20 protein-coding genes are annotated in these 17,629 nt (G+C 46.5%); 13 read left to right on the top strand and 7 right to left on the bottom strand.

Annotation, left to right across the window (positions count from 1 at the left end):
• Both QUB16_RS24815 and QUB16_RS24810 read left to right on the top strand, forming a co-directional pair.
• The coding region (locus QUB16_RS24815) for a hypothetical protein (protein ID WP_333320237.1) at positions 1 to 505 on the top strand (505 nt) is incomplete at its 5' end.
• A complete protein-coding gene (locus tag QUB16_RS24810; protein WP_333320236.1) occupies positions 498 to 1,988 on the top strand; it encodes a DUF697 domain-containing protein in 1,491 nt (496 codons plus the stop codon). The genes QUB16_RS24815 and QUB16_RS24810, both read left to right, overlap by 8 nt.
• Before the next feature lie 192 nt (positions 1,989 to 2,180).
• On the opposite strand, the gene QUB16_RS24805 is transcribed toward QUB16_RS24810, so the two are convergent.
• The gene (locus QUB16_RS24805; RefSeq protein WP_333320234.1) at positions 2,181 to 2,870 is read right to left on the bottom strand and encodes a hypothetical protein; all 690 of its coding nucleotides are present in this window, start codon (positions 2,868 to 2,870) and stop codon (positions 2,181 to 2,183) included.
• A 135-nt stretch (positions 2,871 to 3,005) separates the two neighbouring features.
• Positions 3,006 to 3,869: a TlyA family RNA methyltransferase gene (locus QUB16_RS24800; RefSeq protein ID WP_333320232.1), complete on the bottom strand. Its 864-nt coding sequence runs from the start codon at positions 3,867 to 3,869 to the stop codon at positions 3,006 to 3,008.
• A gap of 264 nt (positions 3,870 to 4,133) precedes the next feature.
• On the opposite strand from QUB16_RS24800, the gene QUB16_RS24795 reads away from it, so the two are divergent.
• Complete coding sequence (locus QUB16_RS24795; protein ID WP_333320230.1) at positions 4,134 to 4,331, top strand: hypothetical protein; 198 nt, start codon at positions 4,134 to 4,136, stop codon at positions 4,329 to 4,331.
• Positions 4,332 to 4,858: 527 nt separating this feature from the next.
• Here QUB16_RS24795 and apcB read toward each other — a convergent pair.
• A complete protein-coding gene (apcB, locus tag QUB16_RS24790) occupies positions 4,859 to 5,368 on the bottom strand; it encodes an allophycocyanin subunit beta (RefSeq protein ID WP_333036060.1) in 510 nt (169 codons plus the stop codon).
• A 340-nt stretch (positions 5,369 to 5,708) separates the two neighbouring features.
• On the opposite strand from apcB, the gene glnA reads away from it, so the two are divergent.
• Positions 5,709 to 7,130, top strand: a complete 1,422-nt coding sequence (gene glnA, locus QUB16_RS24785) for a type I glutamate--ammonia ligase (RefSeq protein ID WP_333057654.1) — start codon at positions 5,709 to 5,711, stop codon at positions 7,128 to 7,130.
• Between the two features lie 108 nt (positions 7,131 to 7,238).
• Here the strand turns inward: glnA and QUB16_RS24780 are convergent, their stop codons facing one another.
• Positions 7,239 to 7,679, bottom strand: coding sequence for a hypothetical protein (locus tag QUB16_RS24780; RefSeq protein WP_333320229.1), 441 nt, complete (start codon positions 7,677 to 7,679; stop codon positions 7,239 to 7,241).
• A gap of 73 nt (positions 7,680 to 7,752) precedes the next feature.
• Between QUB16_RS24780 and QUB16_RS24775 the strand changes: the two genes are divergently transcribed.
• The 5 genes from QUB16_RS24775 to QUB16_RS24755 all read left to right on the top strand — a co-directional run bounded on the left by QUB16_RS24775 (position 7,753) and on the right by QUB16_RS24755 (position 11,815).
• Positions 7,753 to 8,082: a hypothetical protein gene (locus QUB16_RS24775; RefSeq protein ID WP_333140756.1), complete on the top strand. Its 330-nt coding sequence runs from the start codon at positions 7,753 to 7,755 to the stop codon at positions 8,080 to 8,082.
• 262 nt (positions 8,083 to 8,344) lie between these two features.
• Complete coding sequence (gene iscB, locus QUB16_RS24770) at positions 8,345 to 9,619, top strand: RNA-guided endonuclease IscB (RefSeq protein WP_333320227.1); 1,275 nt, start codon at positions 8,345 to 8,347, stop codon at positions 9,617 to 9,619.
• Between the two features lie 168 nt (positions 9,620 to 9,787).
• On the top strand, positions 9,788 to 9,919 hold the full coding sequence (locus QUB16_RS24765; protein ID WP_333320225.1) for a hypothetical protein: 132 nt from the start codon (positions 9,788 to 9,790) through the stop codon (positions 9,917 to 9,919).
• Positions 9,920 to 10,229: 310 nt separating this feature from the next.
• Positions 10,230 to 11,135 carry a ferritin-like domain-containing protein gene (locus QUB16_RS24760; RefSeq protein ID WP_333320223.1) on the top strand — a complete coding sequence of 302 codons (906 nt, stop codon included), beginning with the start codon at positions 10,230 to 10,232 and terminating at the stop codon, positions 11,133 to 11,135.
• 176 nt (positions 11,136 to 11,311) lie between these two features.
• Positions 11,312 to 11,815 carry a YbjN domain-containing protein gene (locus tag QUB16_RS24755; RefSeq protein ID WP_333320222.1) on the top strand — a complete coding sequence of 168 codons (504 nt, stop codon included), beginning with the start codon at positions 11,312 to 11,314 and terminating at the stop codon, positions 11,813 to 11,815.
• 46 nt (positions 11,816 to 11,861) lie between these two features.
• Here the strand turns inward: QUB16_RS24755 and QUB16_RS24750 are convergent, their stop codons facing one another.
• From QUB16_RS24750 to QUB16_RS24740, 3 genes are all read right to left on the bottom strand, one after another.
• On the bottom strand, positions 11,862 to 12,320 hold the full coding sequence (locus tag QUB16_RS24750; RefSeq protein WP_333140770.1) for a divergent PAP2 family protein: 459 nt from the start codon (positions 12,318 to 12,320) through the stop codon (positions 11,862 to 11,864).
• A gap of 14 nt (positions 12,321 to 12,334) precedes the next feature.
• Entirely contained in the window at positions 12,335 to 13,261 is a 927-nt protein-coding gene (gene crtE / locus QUB16_RS24745) for a geranylgeranyl diphosphate synthase CrtE (RefSeq protein ID WP_333320220.1), read from the bottom strand.
• 190 nt (positions 13,262 to 13,451) lie between these two features.
• A complete protein-coding gene (locus QUB16_RS24740; RefSeq protein ID WP_333320218.1) occupies positions 13,452 to 14,339 on the bottom strand; it encodes a LysR family transcriptional regulator in 888 nt (295 codons plus the stop codon).
• Positions 14,340 to 14,449: 110 nt separating this feature from the next.
• Between QUB16_RS24740 and QUB16_RS24735 the strand changes: the two genes are divergently transcribed.
• The 4 genes from QUB16_RS24735 (at position 14,450) to QUB16_RS24720 (ending at position 17,521) form a co-directional block, all read left to right on the top strand.
• On the top strand, positions 14,450 to 14,938 hold the full coding sequence (locus tag QUB16_RS24735) for a GNAT family N-acetyltransferase (RefSeq protein ID WP_333320216.1): 489 nt from the start codon (positions 14,450 to 14,452) through the stop codon (positions 14,936 to 14,938).
• Between the two features lie 100 nt (positions 14,939 to 15,038).
• Entirely contained in the window at positions 15,039 to 15,785 is a 747-nt protein-coding gene (locus tag QUB16_RS24730) for a class I SAM-dependent methyltransferase (protein WP_333320214.1), read from the top strand.
• Positions 15,786 to 15,907: 122 nt separating this feature from the next.
• Positions 15,908 to 16,678 (top strand): methyltransferase domain-containing protein, encoded by a 771-nt coding sequence (locus tag QUB16_RS24725; protein WP_333320212.1) that lies wholly within the window; start codon positions 15,908 to 15,910, stop codon positions 16,676 to 16,678.
• Between the two features lie 69 nt (positions 16,679 to 16,747).
• Positions 16,748 to 17,521 (top strand): class II aldolase/adducin family protein, encoded by a 774-nt coding sequence (locus tag QUB16_RS24720; RefSeq protein WP_333320210.1) that lies wholly within the window; start codon positions 16,748 to 16,750, stop codon positions 17,519 to 17,521.
• The last annotated feature ends 108 nt before the right edge of the window (positions 17,522 to 17,629 follow it).

Below are 17,629 nucleotides of genomic sequence, written 5' to 3'. Positions count from 1 at the left end.
TTCCACAAAAAATTTTTTGTTATTGTGGAAGACAGGCAAGATGCCTGTTCCACAAAAAATTTTTTGTTATTGTGGAAGACAGGCAAGATGCCTGTTCCACAAAAAATTTTTTGTTATTGTGGAAGACAGGCAAGATGCCTGTTCCACAAAAAATTTTTTGTTATTGTGGAAGACAGGCAAGATGCCTGTTCCACAAAAAATTTTTTGTTATTGTGGAAGACAGGCAAGATGCCTGTTCCACAAAAAATTTTTTGTTATTGTGGAAGACAGGCAAGATGCCTGTTCCACAAAAAATTTTTTGTTATTGTGGAAGACAGGCAAGATGCCTGTTCCACAAAAAATTTTTTGTTATTGTGGAACGGGCATCTTGCCCGTTCAATATTTTTTGGAAATTTTACCAATAAAAAATTATAAATTTATGAAAAATTGTATTAAAATAAGAAATAGAATTTATAATTCGACGATCAATTATACCTGCTTAAAAAAGCCGATCGCCAATGGCTGACAATTCCCTTCAAGAAAATCGCTTATCTCTTGCCCGCGCCAGTTTGCGCGAATCCCTGGCGCGCTACTCCCACCTGCGCCAAGGGAAAAAAAACTCGAATAATACAGAATTAGAAGCGGCGCTGCAATATCAGTTAGATATTTTAACTTCCACCTCCGAAAAACTAGACCACAACATAATCCGCATTGCTACTTTCGGCTTAGTCAGCCGTGGCAAGTCAGCCGTATTAAACGCGCTTTTAGGTCACAAAATTCTGCAAACAGGCCCTCTCAACGGCGTGACTCAGTGGCCGCGTTCCGTGCGCTGGAGTGTGCCTTTATCATTCCTTGACAGCGAGGAATCCCCCCAACCCCCCCTTGGCAAGGGGGGGAAAGGAGGGGTGCAAGTAGAATTAATCGATACTCCGGGACTTGATGAAGTTGGCGGCGAAGTGCGCGGCGAAATGGCGAAACAAGTCACTCGCCAAGCTGACTTAATTCTGTTTGTCGTAGCAGGCGATATCACCCGAACTGAATATCAAGCGCTGTGCGAATTGCAAACAGCTCAAAAACCGGTGATTTTAGTTTTTAATAAAATTGACCTTTATCCAGAATTAGACAGAAAAGCTATTTTCCAAAGTTTGCAAGCGCTGGCAAATTCTGAACAGTTAGCAGCCGCTGCGGTAACAGAGGAAACAGATAGCGAAAATTTGTCCGATCGCCCAAACAACTCCTCCCATAAATCTACTGTAAAATCACCGCCTAAAACTTCCAAATCTTTAGAAATAGTCATGGTAGCCGCCGAACCAGCGCCGGTGCAAGTGCGGGTGGAATGGTCCGACGGAAAAGTCACTTACGAATGGGAGTCGCCGCCCGCGCAGATAGACGAACTCAAACATAAAATTTTGACAATTCTTAACAGAGAAGGTCGATCGCTCCTCGCTCTAAATGCTTTAGTTGAAGCTAGAGATGCCGAAGCAAATATTGCCCGTCACGTTCTCAAATTGCGACAAACAGAAGCCGAAGATTTAATCTGGCAATTTGCAAAATATAAAGCTTTGGCTGTCGGTTTAAATCCCGTGGCTTTCTTGGATGTAATGGGAGCAAGTGTCGCAGATTTAGCCTTAATTCGCTCTTTATCCAGACTTTACGGCTTACCCATGACTGGTTACGAAGCCGGGAAACTTTGGCAGACTATTTTCTCCAGCGCGGGCGGCGTACTTTTGGGAGAATTGGGTAGCAGTTTTCTGTTGGGATTTGGCAAAACTGCGGCCGCTGCGGCCCCGCACATCGGCTTTTCTACTTTTGCCGGAGTTGCTGTCACTCAAGCTAGTTTAGCAGCTTACGGAACCTACGCTGTCGGTCGCGCCGCCCAAGTTTATTTAGAAAAAGGCTGCACCTGGGGCCCCCTGGGACAAGATACGGTAATTCAAGACATTCTCGCCACCATCGAGCGTAATACAATTATCGATCGCTTGCAGCAAGAGTTTAAAATAGGCAATTAAAAATTGCCCTAGTAGTTGAGTAGGGTACGTCAGCAGATGGTTATTTGCGAATAATCGAAGAGCTAGGATCGGACGCACCCTACTGCTTGTATTCTTATACAATTGTCAAAAAAGAATGCAACTGTAGGTAAGCTCCAAACCACGATATTCATCCGTGATTCCCAATTCTTTAATCGAAAATCGAAAATCGTATTACCGTCTGGCAATTCTAACACCTTCCCTAAAATGGGCGATCGTCGCAATTACCGCTATAGAAAAATAAAATATTCTAATCAGCCAAAAACAAACCCGCATTGACCAAGAAACAATAGTCGGAGCAATACCTGTGAACTGTACAAATCTGGAATTAACTTTTTTTTCAAAGCTGTCAAGGTCTTTCATCTCAGATTGTTTCGTCGGAATAACCGGAAACTGACCACTATATACGTAATAACCGATAAAACCAGGCAGTCCTACCTTTCTGTTCAAAAATGAGTTAGTTAATGTGGCAGTTTCCGGAGGCGATAATTTATCGGATTCTCCTACTTTTTCCAGCCAAGAATTATATCTGATGGCGGGCGTAATCATGAAAACTAAGGGAACTATAACTATCAACAAAGCCGCACTAATTTTGCGACCGTATTGAGGATGTAGAAGCCTTGTCGCCACACCCACTCCCATACCGATAAATGCAAATACCAATATATTTAACAGTTCGATAATTTCGATGCCTCTCAACAAATCGCCGATAATCAGAATTGTATATAATAATTTGTCTGCCAGTAGCAGAGCTGCCCACTTGATGAGAAGTGAAACGCCTACAATAGTAGCTACAATCGCCACATACCCGATGGCACCTAGAACGTAGAGTAAAATCGACCCGGCTTGTTTGAATGATTGCATGGAATTATTCACTCTTGTGAAAGTTTAGGAGTCTGATTGACAAAAAAATTGAAATTTTAGAGCAATCTGGAGTTCCTAATTTGACTTTTAAAATAGATTACCTTGACATCTTGAAATCAATCTACAATCTACAATCTACAATCGATCGACAAGTTCCCGCGCCGCCGCTTTGGTGACTTGTGCGATCCGTTCCTTCACAACATCCTCTTCGTTAGCGCAGCCCTCGAAGAGGATCGCCCTGGGCTCTGTTTCTTGTTCGCGATCGATCCCCAACCATAAAAGATACTCGATATTACCGGCCGGGCCAAGTAAAGGCGACCACGTTAAGCCGCGTTGCTGCCATCCTAAAGCTGTGGCTGCCTTCCACACTTGAAAAATCGCATCAGCTTGAGTTGCTGAGTCTCGCACTACCCCTTTTTTCCCGACTCTCTCGCGCCCTACCTCAAACTGCGGCTTTACCAGCAACACCGCTTCTCGCGGTGGTACCAACAATTCCCACAGCGCCGGTAAAATCTTATCCAGGGAAATAAACGACACATCTACTACCGCCAAATCTGCTGGCGCAGAGTCGCCGTAAAGCTCAGTAGGAGTCATGTACCGCAAATTGGTGCGTTCTTTCAAAATTACCCTCGGATCGTTACGCAAGCCCCAATCTGCTTGACCGTAGCCAACATCTACGCCGTACACTAGGGCCGCGCCGGCTTGCAGCAAACAGTCGGTAAAACCGCCTGTGGAAATGCCGCCGTCGAGACAAATTCTGCCTGCAACGGGAATCGCAAAAACTTCTAAAGCTTTGGCTAATTTGTCGCCGCCTCTAGAAACATAGCGCGATCGCTCTTTAATCTGAATTTTGGCGGCAATATCGACCTCAGTGCCCGGTTTGTCAACTATCTGTTGGTTGATGGAGACTTTCCCAGTCCGAATCAAGGCCTGAGCTTGCTGTCTGGAACTGCACAAATCTAGGCTGACCAATAAAGTGTCTAGTCGCTGTTTAGCCAAGGTTTTTAATCTGTACGGATAGGGTTAAGAACAGTACCAGATTAGCACTTACGCACCAGCCCCACTGCTAATTTTTGGCGATTATTTTGGTTTTGCGATTGTCGCGGGGCGATCGCCCCCAGCTTACATTATGTGACTGAGATCGCTCTGAGTGTGTAGTTTTATCACCGATAAACATCCGTAGAATCACACAATAATTTTTCCGACTAGCGGATGATTTATATGCAGCTAAAAGCGCTACAAATACCATGCGGGCGATCGACAATGAAAACAATTAACTTTCCTATCAGAAATCCGGGCAATAGTCAAGAAAATCCCCTCGCCTTCGTCAGCGGTGACATCATCCACATTCTTTACCCCAATGGCGAAGTAGAAGCAACAACCGTCGCACAAATCGATCGGCGCCAAACCAAAAGTCCCCTAGACAAATGCCTCGTCTGGGGGTGTGTTGGCGATTTTTAGCACGAGTTTCAAACAACCATGCAATTATAGGGAAGCTCCAAAGCCTTAATTCATTAGTCATTCCCCATTATTAAAATTTTTAATCTATAATTTTTAATCTATAATTTTTAATCTATAATTTTTAATCTATAATTGTCTAACCCATAAAAAAAGATCGCTTGGAGGCTGTGAGGCCAAAAAAAGCGATCGATCTCACTGCTGCTAACTGCAAGCAACAAGCGGAATTTGCTGCTAAAAGAACTAGCAAATTGACGTGAACAAACCTGACGGTCAACTGAGTAAAGTTAGACCGCAGGCTTCTTTTTCCTTTTTTTTCTCATGCTTTTTATAGTGAGGTAGTTCCACCCCCACTTGCCAATATAGTATCAGAGTATTTCCAGATTATCAAGGGATATACAGAAATAATTGTCGCTTTGGGTACCGAAACCCGACGAGCCTTTCATCCCTGCGGTAATTTATTCGGGGTACTTCGCGCAGCGCTCAGATTAATCCCCTTTAAATATACCGAGGGACTTCCCGGCTGGTAGTTAAATATCTTGTTCGCTCAATTCGCGAATCATGTAATCAAAAGGCTGATCCAAAAAAGGCCCCACAGACAAGCCAGCAGCTTGCACTTGAGCCTTAACCATCTCCTTCATAATGCTAATCCCCATCACCGTCGGGCCAATGGGAACGCTTAGAGAATTGTAAGTTTCTCGCAAACCTTGCAGCACGCGCTCGTCGAGCACGTCGGTACTTCCAGCCACCAGGGCGTAAGTAGCATAGCGCAAGTAGTAGTCCATATCCCGCAGACAAGCCGCGTAGCGACGAGTCGTGTAGGCATTTCCCCCGGGGCGGATCAGTTCCGGCTGTTCAGCAAATAGCTGGATACCAGCTTGCTTGACAATTGCCGCAGCATTGCTGTTAATCGCAGCCGCCGCCTGTACCCGTGCCGTGCCCGTTGCAAAATAAGATTTCAACCGATCGATACCATCTCGGTCTAAATACCTACCAGCAACATCATAATTTTCAATCAGGCTCGTCACTGCATCGCGCATAAGTTTCTCTCCCAAAAATCTTTATCAATACTTTGCTATCTGAGACAGACCGCCTATTGTAGACTACTACAAATCGGCGTTTGATTAAGATTTGAGATAGGATTTTCACGAAGGGTAGTCTATCCGCGGCAAACTGTCGTAAAATTCAGCCGTTTGCCTTATATGTTCAGCCGAAAAATAATCCACAGGGCAAGAATCTCAAACTGCCCGGCCGCACTGGGCCACTATTTCAAAATTTTGTAGCCATAGATACAAAATAGTGGATACTGAAGGCCTACGATCGCCCAAACAGTCTGAAATCGGCCGATCGCCAAGACACAACCAATATCAGGAGTAAGTCATGTTCCAGACACCCCAAGAAGCCTTAAACTACATACAAGAAAATAAGATCCAGATCGTTGACCTCAAATTCATCGATATGCCGGGGATCTGGCAGCACCTTTCCCTGTACCACGACCAAATCGACGAAACCGCATTCACAGACGGCGTACCCTTCGACGGTTCCAGCATTAGGGGCTGGAAAGCCATCAACGAATCAGACATGACGATGGTCATCGATCCGACCACTGCTTGGATGGACCCGTTCATGGCAGAACCGACCATCAGCTTCATTTGCAGCATCAAAGAACCCCGCACGGGCGAACCGTACAGTCGCTGTCCCCGCACCATTGCCCAAAAAGCCATAGACTACTTGCTTTCGACCGGTCTCGGCGATACAGCATTCTTTGGCCCGGAAGCAGAATTCTTTATTTTTGACGACGTTCGCTTCGACCAAACCCAAAATTCCGGCTACTATTACGTAGATTCGATCGAAGGTCGTTGGAATTCCGGCAAAGAAGAAGCAGGTGGCAACCTCGGCTATAAACCGCGTTACAAAGAAGGTTATTTCCCAGTAGCACCAACCGATACCTCTCAAGACATGAGAACGGAAATGCTGCTGACAATGGCAAAATGCGGCGTACCCATTGAAAAGCACCACCACGAAGTCGCCACCGGCGGTCAATGCGAACTCGGTTTCCGCTTTGCCACTTTAGTACAAGCCGCCGACTACTTGCTGACTTACAAATACGTCATCAAAAACGTCGGCAAAAAATACGGCAAAACCATCACCTTCATGCCCAAACCGCTGTTTAACGACAACGGTTCCGGGATGCACGTTCACCAGTCGATTTGGAAAGACGGCCAGCCTCTATTTGCAGGCGATCAATATGCTGGTTTCAGTCAAATGGGACTGCATTACATCGGCGGCATTCTCAAGCACGCACCGGCACTTTTGGCAATCACCAACCCCACGACCAATTCCTACAAGCGTTTAGTTCCGGGCTTTGAAGCGCCTGTAAACTTAGCTTACTCTCAAGGAAATCGATCGGCATCAGTGCGGATTCCGTTGTCGGGAACCAACCCCAAAGCCAAGCGGTTAGAATTCCGCTGTCCCGATGCCACATCCAACCCCTATTTAGCATTTGCAGCCATGCTGTGCGCCGGCATAGACGGCATCAAGAATCAAATCGATCCGGGCGAACCTTTGGACGTGGATATCTACGACCTTTCCCCTGAAGAATTGAGCAAGATTCCTTCGACTCCCGGTTCCTTGGAAGGCGCTTTAGAAGCTTTAGAAAAAGACCACAGTTTCTTAACTGAAACTGGTGTATTTACCGAAGACTTCATCCAAACCTGGATTTCCTACAAACTCGACAACGAAGTCAACCCAATGCGGCTGCGTCCTCACCCCTACGAGTTTGCTCTCTACTACGACTGTTAGAAAATTAATAATTGAAAATTAAAACTTAAAAATGGTAATTATACCATTTTTAACCTGTGATTTTTAATTAATAAGAACGCCGCCCTTAAAAGCGGCGTTTTTTTTTATTTAGAACTTCTGGATCAGCGCCCAAACTCTCCCGTTACCCGACACTATCTGGGCAACGCTGTTAGTAGTAGGGCCCATTGTAGCCTCAGAAACATCCTCTACAGCCCATTTATTTGCTTTCTCATCAACAATAAACAAATCGTCAGCGGTAGTGCCTTCCTGAACCCGATATATCTTATTCAAAATGAAACGCTGTCGCGCCTCAGCTTGTGGTATGCCCGTAACTTCATCTGGATCGATAGAGATGGCACTGCCTTCTTTTAATGTACCTTTTGAGTTGCTTAAATTGCGATCGTCCCTTTGAGCAACCTGCACGCCGTGAATCTGCAAACCAGGCTCATTCTCAGAGATATTCCAGACAGCAGCTAGGGCCCCACTTTTTCCCAAACCTAGAACCGCTGCACTAATAGTCAAAATTAGCAAAAACTTGAAATAATTCACTGTATTTATGCTCCTTTGTTTGTGAGATTATGCACTCATTCTAAATTAGCAATTAGCAATTACCAATGACCCAATGATGTCCGATATTTTTGTGATGATCCGCAATCAGAGTAACGTCGCCATGACTTCAGTTGACGGCATTGCGTTTGTCACTTTACTGACTCAAGAAGGACGAGTGGTGGCCGAGGAGACAGTTGACCTGTTTGAGGCCGATGTGAATTTTGATAACCTGAAGCAGGGAAAATATACTGTAGTTGTCAGGCACGAAGGCGTTGAACCTCGATCGGCAACCTGTAGTGTTACAATCACCGATGAAGATAAAGTAATCATGCTGACATTTGTTTACTTGGAGCTAGAACGGGTGTTGCTGGGCATTCAAACTTCAACCGAAGAAAGACTATGACCGTAAGGAACCCCACGCTTAAAAGCGGGGGCTTTTGGGAAGTCCGGCTCGTTCCGAGCGGTGCAAGAAGAAAGCCCGAACCTTACCAGAGACAGGATTAGACCTACGTTTTTTGAGTCATGATACCGGAGAATGCGACGCTAGTTTTCCGCTCTATCGCTAAAAGTTAAACAGGCTCGGGCGGGGTTAAACCAGTGCTTTTGGCATAACAAGCTCATAAAACATTCAAGGGAGCGAACATTACCCAGGAATGGAGGACTTTATGTCTAATTTCGTTTTTGTACTTGATAGTCACAAACGACCGCTCAATCCAATCCGCCCAGGATTGGCTCGCAAATTGCTAACCACTGGCAAAGCTGCTGTTTTTAAAAGGTATCCATTCACACTCATTCTCAAAGTAGAGGTAACAGCACCCCAAAAACCAATCACTCTTAAATTAGACCCTGGCTCCAAAACTACTGGAATCGCATTAGTGCAAGGAGAGGACGTAATCTTTGGTGCAGAACTAGCTCACCGAGGTCAATCAATTAAAGCTAGCTTGGAATCTCGCCGTTCACTGCGTAGGAGCAGAAGAAATCGCCATACTCGCTATCGAAAAGCGAAATTTTTAAATAGAACTCGCCCGAAAGGGTGGCTGGCTCCAAGCCTACAACATCGTGTCGAAACAACCCTAACCTGGGCAACTAGATTGATGAAAGTCGCTCCCATTGGTTCTATTGCTCAAGAACTTGTGCGATTTGACTTACAACAACTAGAAAATCCAGAGATTAGTGGACTGGAGTATCAGCAAGGCGTTTTATGGGGTTACGAGATCCGCGAATATTTGTTGAATAAGTGGGATAGAAAGTGCGCGTACTGTGGAGCTACAGATACACCACTACAAGTCGAACATATTCATCCCAAAGCCAAAGGCGGATCTAATCGCATTTCTAATCTTTGTCTTGCCTGTGAAAAATGCAATGTCAAGAAAGGAACTCAAGGCATTGAGCAATTCCTCTCTAAGAAGCCAGATGTCTTGAAAAAGATCCTGTCTCAAGCAAAACGTCCATTAAAAGACGCAGCAGCCGTTAATTCGACTCGCTGGGCGTTATTTAATCAACTCCGTATGACTGGTTTACCAGTTTCTACTGGTAGTGGCGGCTTGACAAAATTCAATCGCACTCGTTTGCAGCTACCTAAATCTCACTGGTTAGATGCTGCTTGCGTAGGTAAAGTCGAAGAATTAAAGGTGCTGACTTCTCAACCGCTGCTAATAAAAGCAGCAGGACACGGTACTCGACAAATGTGTGGCACGGATCGGTTTGGCTTCCCAATTCGACATAGATCAAAAAAGCAGATCCATGTGGGTTTTCAAACTGGCGATATTGTTGGCGCGACAGTCACCGCAGGCAAGAAAGTCGGTTCCTACGTGGGACGAGTTCTTTGCCGTGCATCCGGTTCGTTCGACATCGCTACAATGAAGGGAAGAGTAGCAGGAATTAGTCATAAATATTGCCAACCTATTCACAAAAAAGATGGCTATTCCTATGGATTTTGATTCAAGGCGACTGAAGTCGCAGCCGCTTTCCTCCCCATGTCGGTAGCCAGGGGCTTCTCGCTCGTTTTCTGGTGAAAGTTACTCCGCCAAATTCAATTAAAATGTTTCGCCCCGCGAGTGCATTTCTTGGCAAAAGACCTCTGGAGGGAAAAAAACCCGATTTGTCGGATGAATCTGGCTTTACAGTTAGCCGATGTGGCGACAACTCTGGCTAGATTAGAAGTAGAAGAGGCGCGAAAATTTCAACAAGAGTCTGCTAGTGTTGAGGCAAAAGACTCGACGGAACCTGAAAAGTTTTGAGTGTATGAGGTTGCTTGGTGCGATCCGCGCAATCCTTGCGTGATAGCAGTTTAAAAAAATAATCAAACTGTAGAAAAGCTCCAAACCCTGATAGTCATCAGTCATTTTTAATCTAAAATCTCAAATCTAAAATCTAAAATGGTATGACTCGCAACTCAAAACTATTGTCATTGGTTGAGCTAGTAAAAAAATTGTCTGTAAAAAATTCAATCTCCGTGCTAAACAATAACTTTCTGCCTTGCGAGTGAATTAGGAAGCCGAAAAACTGCGTTACACTTATATAGGTATCTTTACAAAACAACATAAAAGCATGACTGTTGCCTATCCCCGCAAGCTGCGGAACGCTATGGGAGCGCGCGAAATTTTAGCTCAAGTGGTGCGCGATCGCGAAATTCACCTGATCACCCTCAATCGCTATCGGTTTAGCGAACAGCGCAGTTGCAAAGACCTCACCGACTTGATCGAACAGCTCGACGGCAATCCGCCAGAACTCGTGCGCGATCTTTCCCGGCACATTTCCGACGAAGCGCGGCACGCCATGTGGCTCACCGACTTGCTGGTAGACATCGGCCAAAATGTGGGAACGCCGCCGGGAGTCTCCTATATTGACGAATTTGAAAGGTTGCTCGACAACGACCTAACAGAGCCTACCAAAGACCGCGAAGATTTTGTAATTTCTTCCCTCGCCGCGATTAACGTCACCGAGAAGCGGGGATGCGAATATTTCTCAGCGCACATCCACGCCCTCAAACAGGCTCCCCAAACCGCAGAAAACGTCAAAATCCGCGAAACCATCGAAAAGATTTTTCCCGAAGAAGCTGGTCACGTCCGCTGGGGCAACCGCTGGCTGGCCCAAATTGCCGACAAAAGCCCGGAACACCGCCAGAAGGTGGAACAGGCAAAGCGCAAGTATGTGGCGATCGAACAAGCAGCTTTTGAATCGGGAATGGATATCATGTTGGGGGCAGAACTCCGCCGCGTCACCCGCCTAGTGGATATTGCCAACACCATGCCGATGTGGGAACGCCCGCAATACCTGATGGAACGCTTACCCAGAACCCTGCTGGCCCCGGATCTGCAAATGACCAGAGTCGATGTAGCTCAGCGCGCCTGGAACCGCGACCCCCAGGCATTTGTGGAGAAATTTGTGCCGATGTTCCTCAACGGCTTGAATACCATTGAGAAGAAGCCGGCGGCGACTAAGCCCAAGGCTTAAATTCGATCGCGCACCTGGTTGAAACCGCTTTGCCAGTCAAACTTGCGTCTGCCTCTGCAAACAAGCGAGATATACTGGTTCCCAGGCTATGCCTCGGAACCAGTTATTTAAAGTCATAATTTTAAGCTTTAGCAAGTAAACTGATTATTGGAATAGTTTTCCATCTAAATATAATTATGACTACCAGCGAGCCGAACATACAAACAGCTTCCGCAGAAAGCCTTTTAAGTGAAAGCGCGATCGCCTCCGAGCAGGTCGAAAAAGCCACAGCCGTCACCTATGCAGAAGAAATTGAAACTGTCATCGCCAGCATGGCTGTAGACCAAAAAGTGATGGTCGGTCAAAGTGAAGCTGGCGGACATCTTTGGAAGTTCAATTACGGCAGTGTTGAAGTGTTCGTGCAACTCACGGGCGAAACCGAAGATGATACTTTGACGGTTTGGGCTTTTGTACTGCAGTTGCCGGCGAAGAATGAAGCTCAATTAATGCGGAAACTTCTAGAAATGAATTGGCTGTCTACTTTGGAATCTCATTTTGCGATTGTTGACAATCAAGTTGCGGTAATATCAACTCGGACGATCGCCGAAATCTCGACCGGGGAAATTTCCCGGGTTATTACTATTGTCGCCACGATCGCCGATGACAACGACGATATTCTGCAAGCAGAATTCGGTCAGTAGTCATTAGTTAACAGTTAACAGTTAACAGTTAACAGTTAACTGTTAACTAATATGCAGGCCCTGCGATCCAAGCAATAGTGATTCCCAGCCCCAAACCGACAAGCACTTGAAAAGGAGTGTGTCCCAGCAACTCTTTGAGGCGAGCCTCATTAAGGTTGTGATCTTCCTCAAAAAACTCGTCAATAATTTGGTTGAGGATGCGAGCTTGCTTGCCGGCTGCTTGGCGGACGCCTGCAGCGTCGTACATCACAATAATTGCAAAGATCGCAGCGATCGCAAACTCTGGACTTTCCCATCCCATCGTTTGTCCCACTCCAGCAGCCAAAGCGCCCACAAAAGACGAGTGAGCGCTGGGCATTCCCCCCGTTGTTACCAAATACCGAAGATTAAACTTGCGATTTTTGACCAACTCGATCGGCAGCTTCATGATCTGAGCCGCCAGACAAGCGATCAAAGCAACCACGAGTACATGATTGTTTAAGATGCCGCTGCAAATTTCCTGCATAGTGTTTGATATTTCTAGTTACTGCGGCTGGTAATAAAATCGGCGATCGCCAGCAGCGGTAGAGCTTTACTCCCAAACACTGCCAATTGAGCCTTAGCATCAGCAACAAGCTGCGAAGCTTGGCGCCGAGACTCCTCAATTCCCCACAAACTCGGATAAGTGACTTTTCCTGCTTGAACATCTTTGCCAGCAGTTTTGCCCAGTTCTTCTTGAGTAGCAGTAATATCCAGAATGTCGTCAATTATCTGGAAAGCCAACCCAATATTTTGAGCGAAACGAGACAGCCGCTGCAAATCCGCAGCCGAAGCCCCAGCCAGAATTGCCCCACAAACTACGCAGGCCTCTAACAGCGCGCCTGTTTTGTGAGCGTGAATGTAATTCAAAGTTTCCAGAGAAACATCTGTCTTTCCTTCCGATTCCAAATCAACCACCTGACCGCCTACGAGTCCAGCAGCGCCCGATGCCCGCGCCAAATGGGCGATCGTCCGCAACACCTGTTGGGGGGGTACGTTCTCAGTTTTAGTGGCGATAAATTCAAAAGCATAGGTCAACAAACCATCGCCAGCCAAAACAGCGATATCTTCGCCGTAGACTTTGTGGTTCGTCAGTTTCCCGCGCCGGTAGTCGTCATTGTCCATTGCCGGCAAATCGTCGTGGATCAGCGACATCGTATGGATCATTTCCAAAGCGCAAGCTGTGGGCATTGCCATAGATGTAGTGCCGCCGGCCAGTTCGCAGCTAGCCAGACACAGGATCGGACGCAGGCGCTTGCCCCCCGCTAGCAGCGAGTAGCGCATTGCTTCGTAAATTTTCTCTGGGTAGATGACCGGGAGTGCACTGTCGAGAGCTACCTCGATCACCTCTTTTCGATTGACTAGATAAGTAGATAGGTCGAAAGAGGATTCCGGTTGGGACGAACCCATTTCTGTTGCCAATACCATCCCTTGCTCTCTTGTACTTAATATTTATATGGGATATTGTGAGCCGTTCAGGTCGCATCGTGCCGACTTTTACGGCAGTAGTTGCTCGAACTCCGAGCATCAATTAATCATTCTACGGGTGTTGTTGCACAGAAAATCTTTGAGTTTTGATAAGTTTGTCAAATTGCCAGTCAATCTAAAATTTACAATCTCAAATCTCAAATCCGCTGATTTGTCTGGCGACTTCCAAAAACCGCTGCACCGCCGCCGTTGGATCGCTGCGCCAAATTAGAGCGATCGCCACAATGCAGGTTGATTCTGGCAAAGATTTGTAAACAACCCCGCTGCGCTGGAAATTTTGCATCGACTCAGGGACGATCGCCACTCCCATCTCGGCCGCTACCAGACTGACAATGGTTTGCATTTGAATTGCTTCTTGAGCCGCGATCGGGCTAAAACCTGCTTGTTGACAAAGACTGACGATCGCATCGTACAATCCCGGAGCCAGGGAACGGGGAAAGAGGATGAACGGTTCCGTGGAAAGTTCGCGTAATTCAAGATGCGTGCGATCGGCCGCCGGATGCGTTTCTGGCAGTGCCACTATCAGCGGTTCTCGAAAAACGATTTCAGAATTTATCCCGTCTTCCTCAACCGGAGGGCGCACGAAGCCGATATCAATTTGCCCGAACCGCAGTCGCTGCAACTGTTCGTTGGTCGTCAGCTCGTGCAGTTCCAGCTTGACGGCGGGACACCGAGTGCGAAACGCCTGCAAAATGGCTGGAACCACGTTGTGTGCTGCAGAACTCACAAAGCCGATCGTCAGTTGGCCGAGTTCGCCCCGACTGGTTTGTCGGCCGAGTTGAATTGCTCGATCGACTTGCTGCAGAATTTTCCCGGCCTCCTCGAAAAAAACCTGTCCCGCTGCCGTTAAATGCACCGTCCGCTTGGTGCGGCGAAACAGTTGAAACCCCAACTCTGCCTCTAAATGCTGGATTTGTTGGCTCAGCGGAGGTTGGGCAATATGCAGTTTTTCGGCTGCGCGAGTGAAATTCAGTTCCTCTGCAACTGCAAGGAAATAACGCAAATGCCGAAGTTCCATAAGTCCCCATGATTGATATTTTAAAAGTATAAGTTGTTAGTTAAACATATATTGGACATTGAGGATGATATTTCATACAGTGATTAATAGGCGAAGTGGAGAATTAAACAATGGCTAATTTGGATATCAAAATTAGAGAAGCAGAGCTGGCAGATTTGGAATTAATCGTGGATTTTATTTCCCAAAAAAGCGAGTTTGATGGCTCTAAAAATTTGTTAGCAGCAACAGCAGATAAATTGCAGCAAACGTTGTTTTGCCAGCCTCCGCTAGTGCGGGTTTTGTTGGCGGAAGTTGCGGGAAAAGCGGTAGGATTTGCTATGTTTTATGCTTCTTATTCAAGTTTGTTGACGCAGCCGTGTCTTTGGCTTGATGATTTATTTGTGCAAGCTCCTATGCGCGGTATGGGAGTCGGTACAGCGCTGTTAAAGTATTTAGCACAAATTGCTGAGTCAACAAATTGCGGCCGTATGGAATGGACTGTTAATACTGCCAATGCGCGGGGAATTGCTTTTTATGAAAAGCAGGGAGCGCGGATTTTGGAAAATATTAGGGTTTGCCGTATTGATGGGGATGGAATTAATCTGCTTGCTGGTAAATAATTTAATAACGAACCGCGAAGACGCGAAGAACGCGAAGAGATGAGAAAAGAAGAGAAAAGAAGAGAAGAGATGTTACAATATTTTTGGAATTCTGCCCTTTATGAGAAAAATCATGGTTTTGTTAGGCGGTGAATCTCTTGTGGAGTTACTCGCTCCGCAGTATGGTGAACAAATTCTGGATTTGGGCTGCGGTACGGGATACTTAACTAAAAAAATTGCTGACAGTGGTGCTTGTGTGCAAGGTATTGATTCCTGTTCTTCGAGAATTGGGGATGCAAGAGATAACTATTCTGACATTAAATTCGAGGTCGAAGATGCGAGTAATTTTCCAGTAGAAGAGCCGTTAGATGCTGTGTTTTCTTATTCGGTTTTGCACTTGATTCAAGAGCTGAATGCTGTGATTAATTGTGTGGAAAGAGCGCTGAAGCCGGGAGGGCGTTTTGTGGCTGAGTTTAACGGTAAGGGGAGTGTGGAGGCGCTCGTCCGCGCACTTTTGAGTGTTTTGTCAAAAATTAGGGGCCAGGAGCCTGAAGCGCTTAATCCTTGGTATTGTCCGAGTATTGGCGAGTATACTGGGCTTCTGGAAAATCAGGGATTTGATGTGCGTTATGCGCTTTTGGTCGATCGCCCGCTTGGCCTAAGTGGCAGGGAGGGTCTGGAAACTTGGATTCGAGGGTTTGTTAAGGAGTTTTTGCCGGGGTGGTCTGATAATGTGCAATGGTCGCAGGTAACCAAATCCGTTGAAGAGTGTTTGCTTGAAGAGTGTTTGCCGTCGGCGCTGTACTGCGATGGTAATGGGATTGCAGAGCACCGGATAATTCGCGTTGTTGCTGTCAAAAATTCCTGACGCTAAATCTTAGTGATTAGTGATTTCGAGCGGATCTTGAAATCGCTACTACACCAACTTTCGTCCCGCGAAGGCGCGCAGAACGCGAAGAGATGAGAAAAGAAGTGAAAGGAAGAGATGAGATGTCACAAGATTTTTGGAATTCTGCCCTTTATGAGAAAAATCATGCTTTTGTTTGGCAGTACGGTGAATCCCTTGTGGAGTTACTCGCTCCGAAGGCTGGTGAACAAATTCTGGATTTGGGCTGCGGTACGGGACAGTTAACTGAAAAGATTGCTCAAACGGGTGCTTTTGTGCAAGGTATTGATTCCTCTTTGTCGATGATTTCTGCGGCAAAAGATAACTATCCTCACATTAAGTTCTCTGTCGCAGATGCGAGGAATTTTCAAGTAGAAGAGCCGTTAGATGCTGTGTTTTCTAATGCGGTTTTGCACTGGATTAAACAGCCGGATGCTGTGATTAATTGTGTGGAAAAAGCGCTGAAGCCGGGAGGGCGTTTTGTGGCTGAGTTTGGCGGTAAGGGGAACGTGGGGGCGATCGTCCGGGCACTTTTGAGTGTTTTGTCAGAAATTGGCTGTGAGGAGCCTGAAGCGCTTAATCCTTGGTATTTTCCGAGTATTGGCGAGTATGCTGGGCTTTTGGAAAAGCAGGGATTTGATGTGGGTTATGCGGTTTTGTTCGATCGCCCGACTCCCCTGGAAGGTGGCAGCGCGGGTATGGTAAATTGGATTGAGATGTTTGCTGGTGGGTTTTTGTCGGGGTTGTCTGATGATGTGCGATCGCAGGTAATTAACTCCGTTGAAGAGCGTTTGCGATCGGCTCTGTACCGCGATGGTAATTGGATTGCAGATTATCGCCGAATTCGCGTTGTTGCTGTCAAGAATTCCTATTGAAATTTTATATGAAGAGCAAAATTAGGTTAAAATAACCGGGCCCTGTCAAATTAAGTTGACACGCATTCTATGCCTACCTTAAAAGAACTTCAATCCATCTTCCAGCCTCCGACCTTTGCTACGGTTGAGGAAGAACGCCGTCATCGCAAGCAGCGCCTTGCTGCAGCCTTACGTCTGTTTGGACACTTTGGGTTTAGTGAGGGCATCGCGGGACACATTACCGTCCGCGACCCTGAACACCTGGATTGCTTTTGGGTCAATCCGTTGGGTAAACATTTCAGTCTCATCCGGGTCAGCGACCTGCTGCTGGTGAACCATCAAGGTGAAGTTATAGAGGGGCACAAGCCTATTAACACGGCAGCTTACGCCATCCATTCTCAAATTCATGCAGCCCGTCCTGATGTGGTGGCAGCAGCACACGCTCATTCAATTTTCGGCAAAAGCTGGTCTAGCCTCGGTCGTCTCCTCGACCCCCTCACCCAAGATGCCTGTTCCTTCTACGAAGACCACAGCCTGTTTGATGACTACACCGGAGTAGTTCTCCAGCTTGAGGAAGGCAAGCGCATAGCAACAGCACTAGGGGAGAAGAAAGCCATTATCCTCCGCAACCACGGTCTACTCACTGTGGGTCATTCAGTTGATGAAGCTGCTTGGTGGTTTGTCGCAATGGAACGTTCTTGTCAGGCGCAGTTGATGGCAGAGGCGGCTGGCACTCCCATCCTCATCGACTCCGACAATGCTCGTCTGGCGCAGCGCCAGGTAGGCTCACATCAGGTAGGCTGGTTTAGCTTTCAACCGCTTTACGAATTAATCGTACATCAACAACCTGAACTGCTGGAGTAAAGCAGGTTTGATGAATTTTGAATTGAGGAATATTTAGAAATCTCAAGGAATCGGCAGTGATTGTTTCAACCACCCTTTGTACAAAATAGAAACTAGCGAGGAGATAGA

This window comes from Microcoleus sp. D3_18a_C4, assembly GCF_036702415.1.
GTDB lineage: Bacteria > Cyanobacteriota > Cyanobacteriia > Cyanobacteriales > Microcoleaceae > Microcoleus.
The sequence above is the reverse complement of the archived record's forward strand: the minus strand, read 5'-3'. Positions and strand labels throughout refer to the sequence as shown.

What these genes read in the sequence shown, in the direction of transcription:
- QUB16_RS24810 (WP_333320236.1), top strand. Translation starts at nt 498, where the DNA reads ATGGCTGACAATTCCCTTCAAGAAAATCGCTTATCTCTTGCCCGCGCC.
- QUB16_RS24805 (WP_333320234.1), bottom strand. Translation starts at nt 2,870, where the DNA reads ATGCAATCATTCAAACAAGCCGGGTCGATTTTACTCTACGTTCTAGGT.
- QUB16_RS24795 (WP_333320230.1), top strand. Translation starts at nt 4,134, where the DNA reads ATGAAAACAATTAACTTTCCTATCAGAAATCCGGGCAATAGTCAAGAA.
- apcB (WP_333036060.1), bottom strand. Translation starts at nt 5,368, where the DNA reads ATGCGCGATGCAGTGACGAGCCTGATTGAAAATTATGATGTTGCTGGT.
- glnA (WP_333057654.1), top strand. Translation starts at nt 5,709, where the DNA reads ATGTTCCAGACACCCCAAGAAGCCTTAAACTACATACAAGAAAATAAG.
- QUB16_RS24775 (WP_333140756.1), top strand. Translation starts at nt 7,753, where the DNA reads ATGATGTCCGATATTTTTGTGATGATCCGCAATCAGAGTAACGTCGCC.
- iscB (WP_333320227.1), top strand. Translation starts at nt 8,345, where the DNA reads ATGTCTAATTTCGTTTTTGTACTTGATAGTCACAAACGACCGCTCAAT.
- QUB16_RS24765 (WP_333320225.1), top strand. Translation starts at nt 9,788, where the DNA reads ATGAATCTGGCTTTACAGTTAGCCGATGTGGCGACAACTCTGGCTAGA.
- QUB16_RS24760 (WP_333320223.1), top strand. Translation starts at nt 10,230, where the DNA reads ATGACTGTTGCCTATCCCCGCAAGCTGCGGAACGCTATGGGAGCGCGC.
- QUB16_RS24755 (WP_333320222.1), top strand. Translation starts at nt 11,312, where the DNA reads ATGACTACCAGCGAGCCGAACATACAAACAGCTTCCGCAGAAAGCCTT.
- QUB16_RS24750 (WP_333140770.1), bottom strand. Translation starts at nt 12,320, where the DNA reads ATGCAGGAAATTTGCAGCGGCATCTTAAACAATCATGTACTCGTGGTT.
- crtE (WP_333320220.1), bottom strand. Translation starts at nt 13,261, where the DNA reads ATGGTATTGGCAACAGAAATGGGTTCGTCCCAACCGGAATCCTCTTTC.
- QUB16_RS24740 (WP_333320218.1), bottom strand. Translation starts at nt 14,339, where the DNA reads ATGGAACTTCGGCATTTGCGTTATTTCCTTGCAGTTGCAGAGGAACTG.
- QUB16_RS24735 (WP_333320216.1), top strand. Translation starts at nt 14,450, where the DNA reads ATGGCTAATTTGGATATCAAAATTAGAGAAGCAGAGCTGGCAGATTTG.
- QUB16_RS24730 (WP_333320214.1), top strand. Translation starts at nt 15,039, where the DNA reads ATGAGAAAAATCATGGTTTTGTTAGGCGGTGAATCTCTTGTGGAGTTA.
- QUB16_RS24725 (WP_333320212.1), top strand. Translation starts at nt 15,908, where the DNA reads ATGTCACAAGATTTTTGGAATTCTGCCCTTTATGAGAAAAATCATGCT.
- QUB16_RS24720 (WP_333320210.1), top strand. Translation starts at nt 16,748, where the DNA reads ATGCCTACCTTAAAAGAACTTCAATCCATCTTCCAGCCTCCGACCTTT.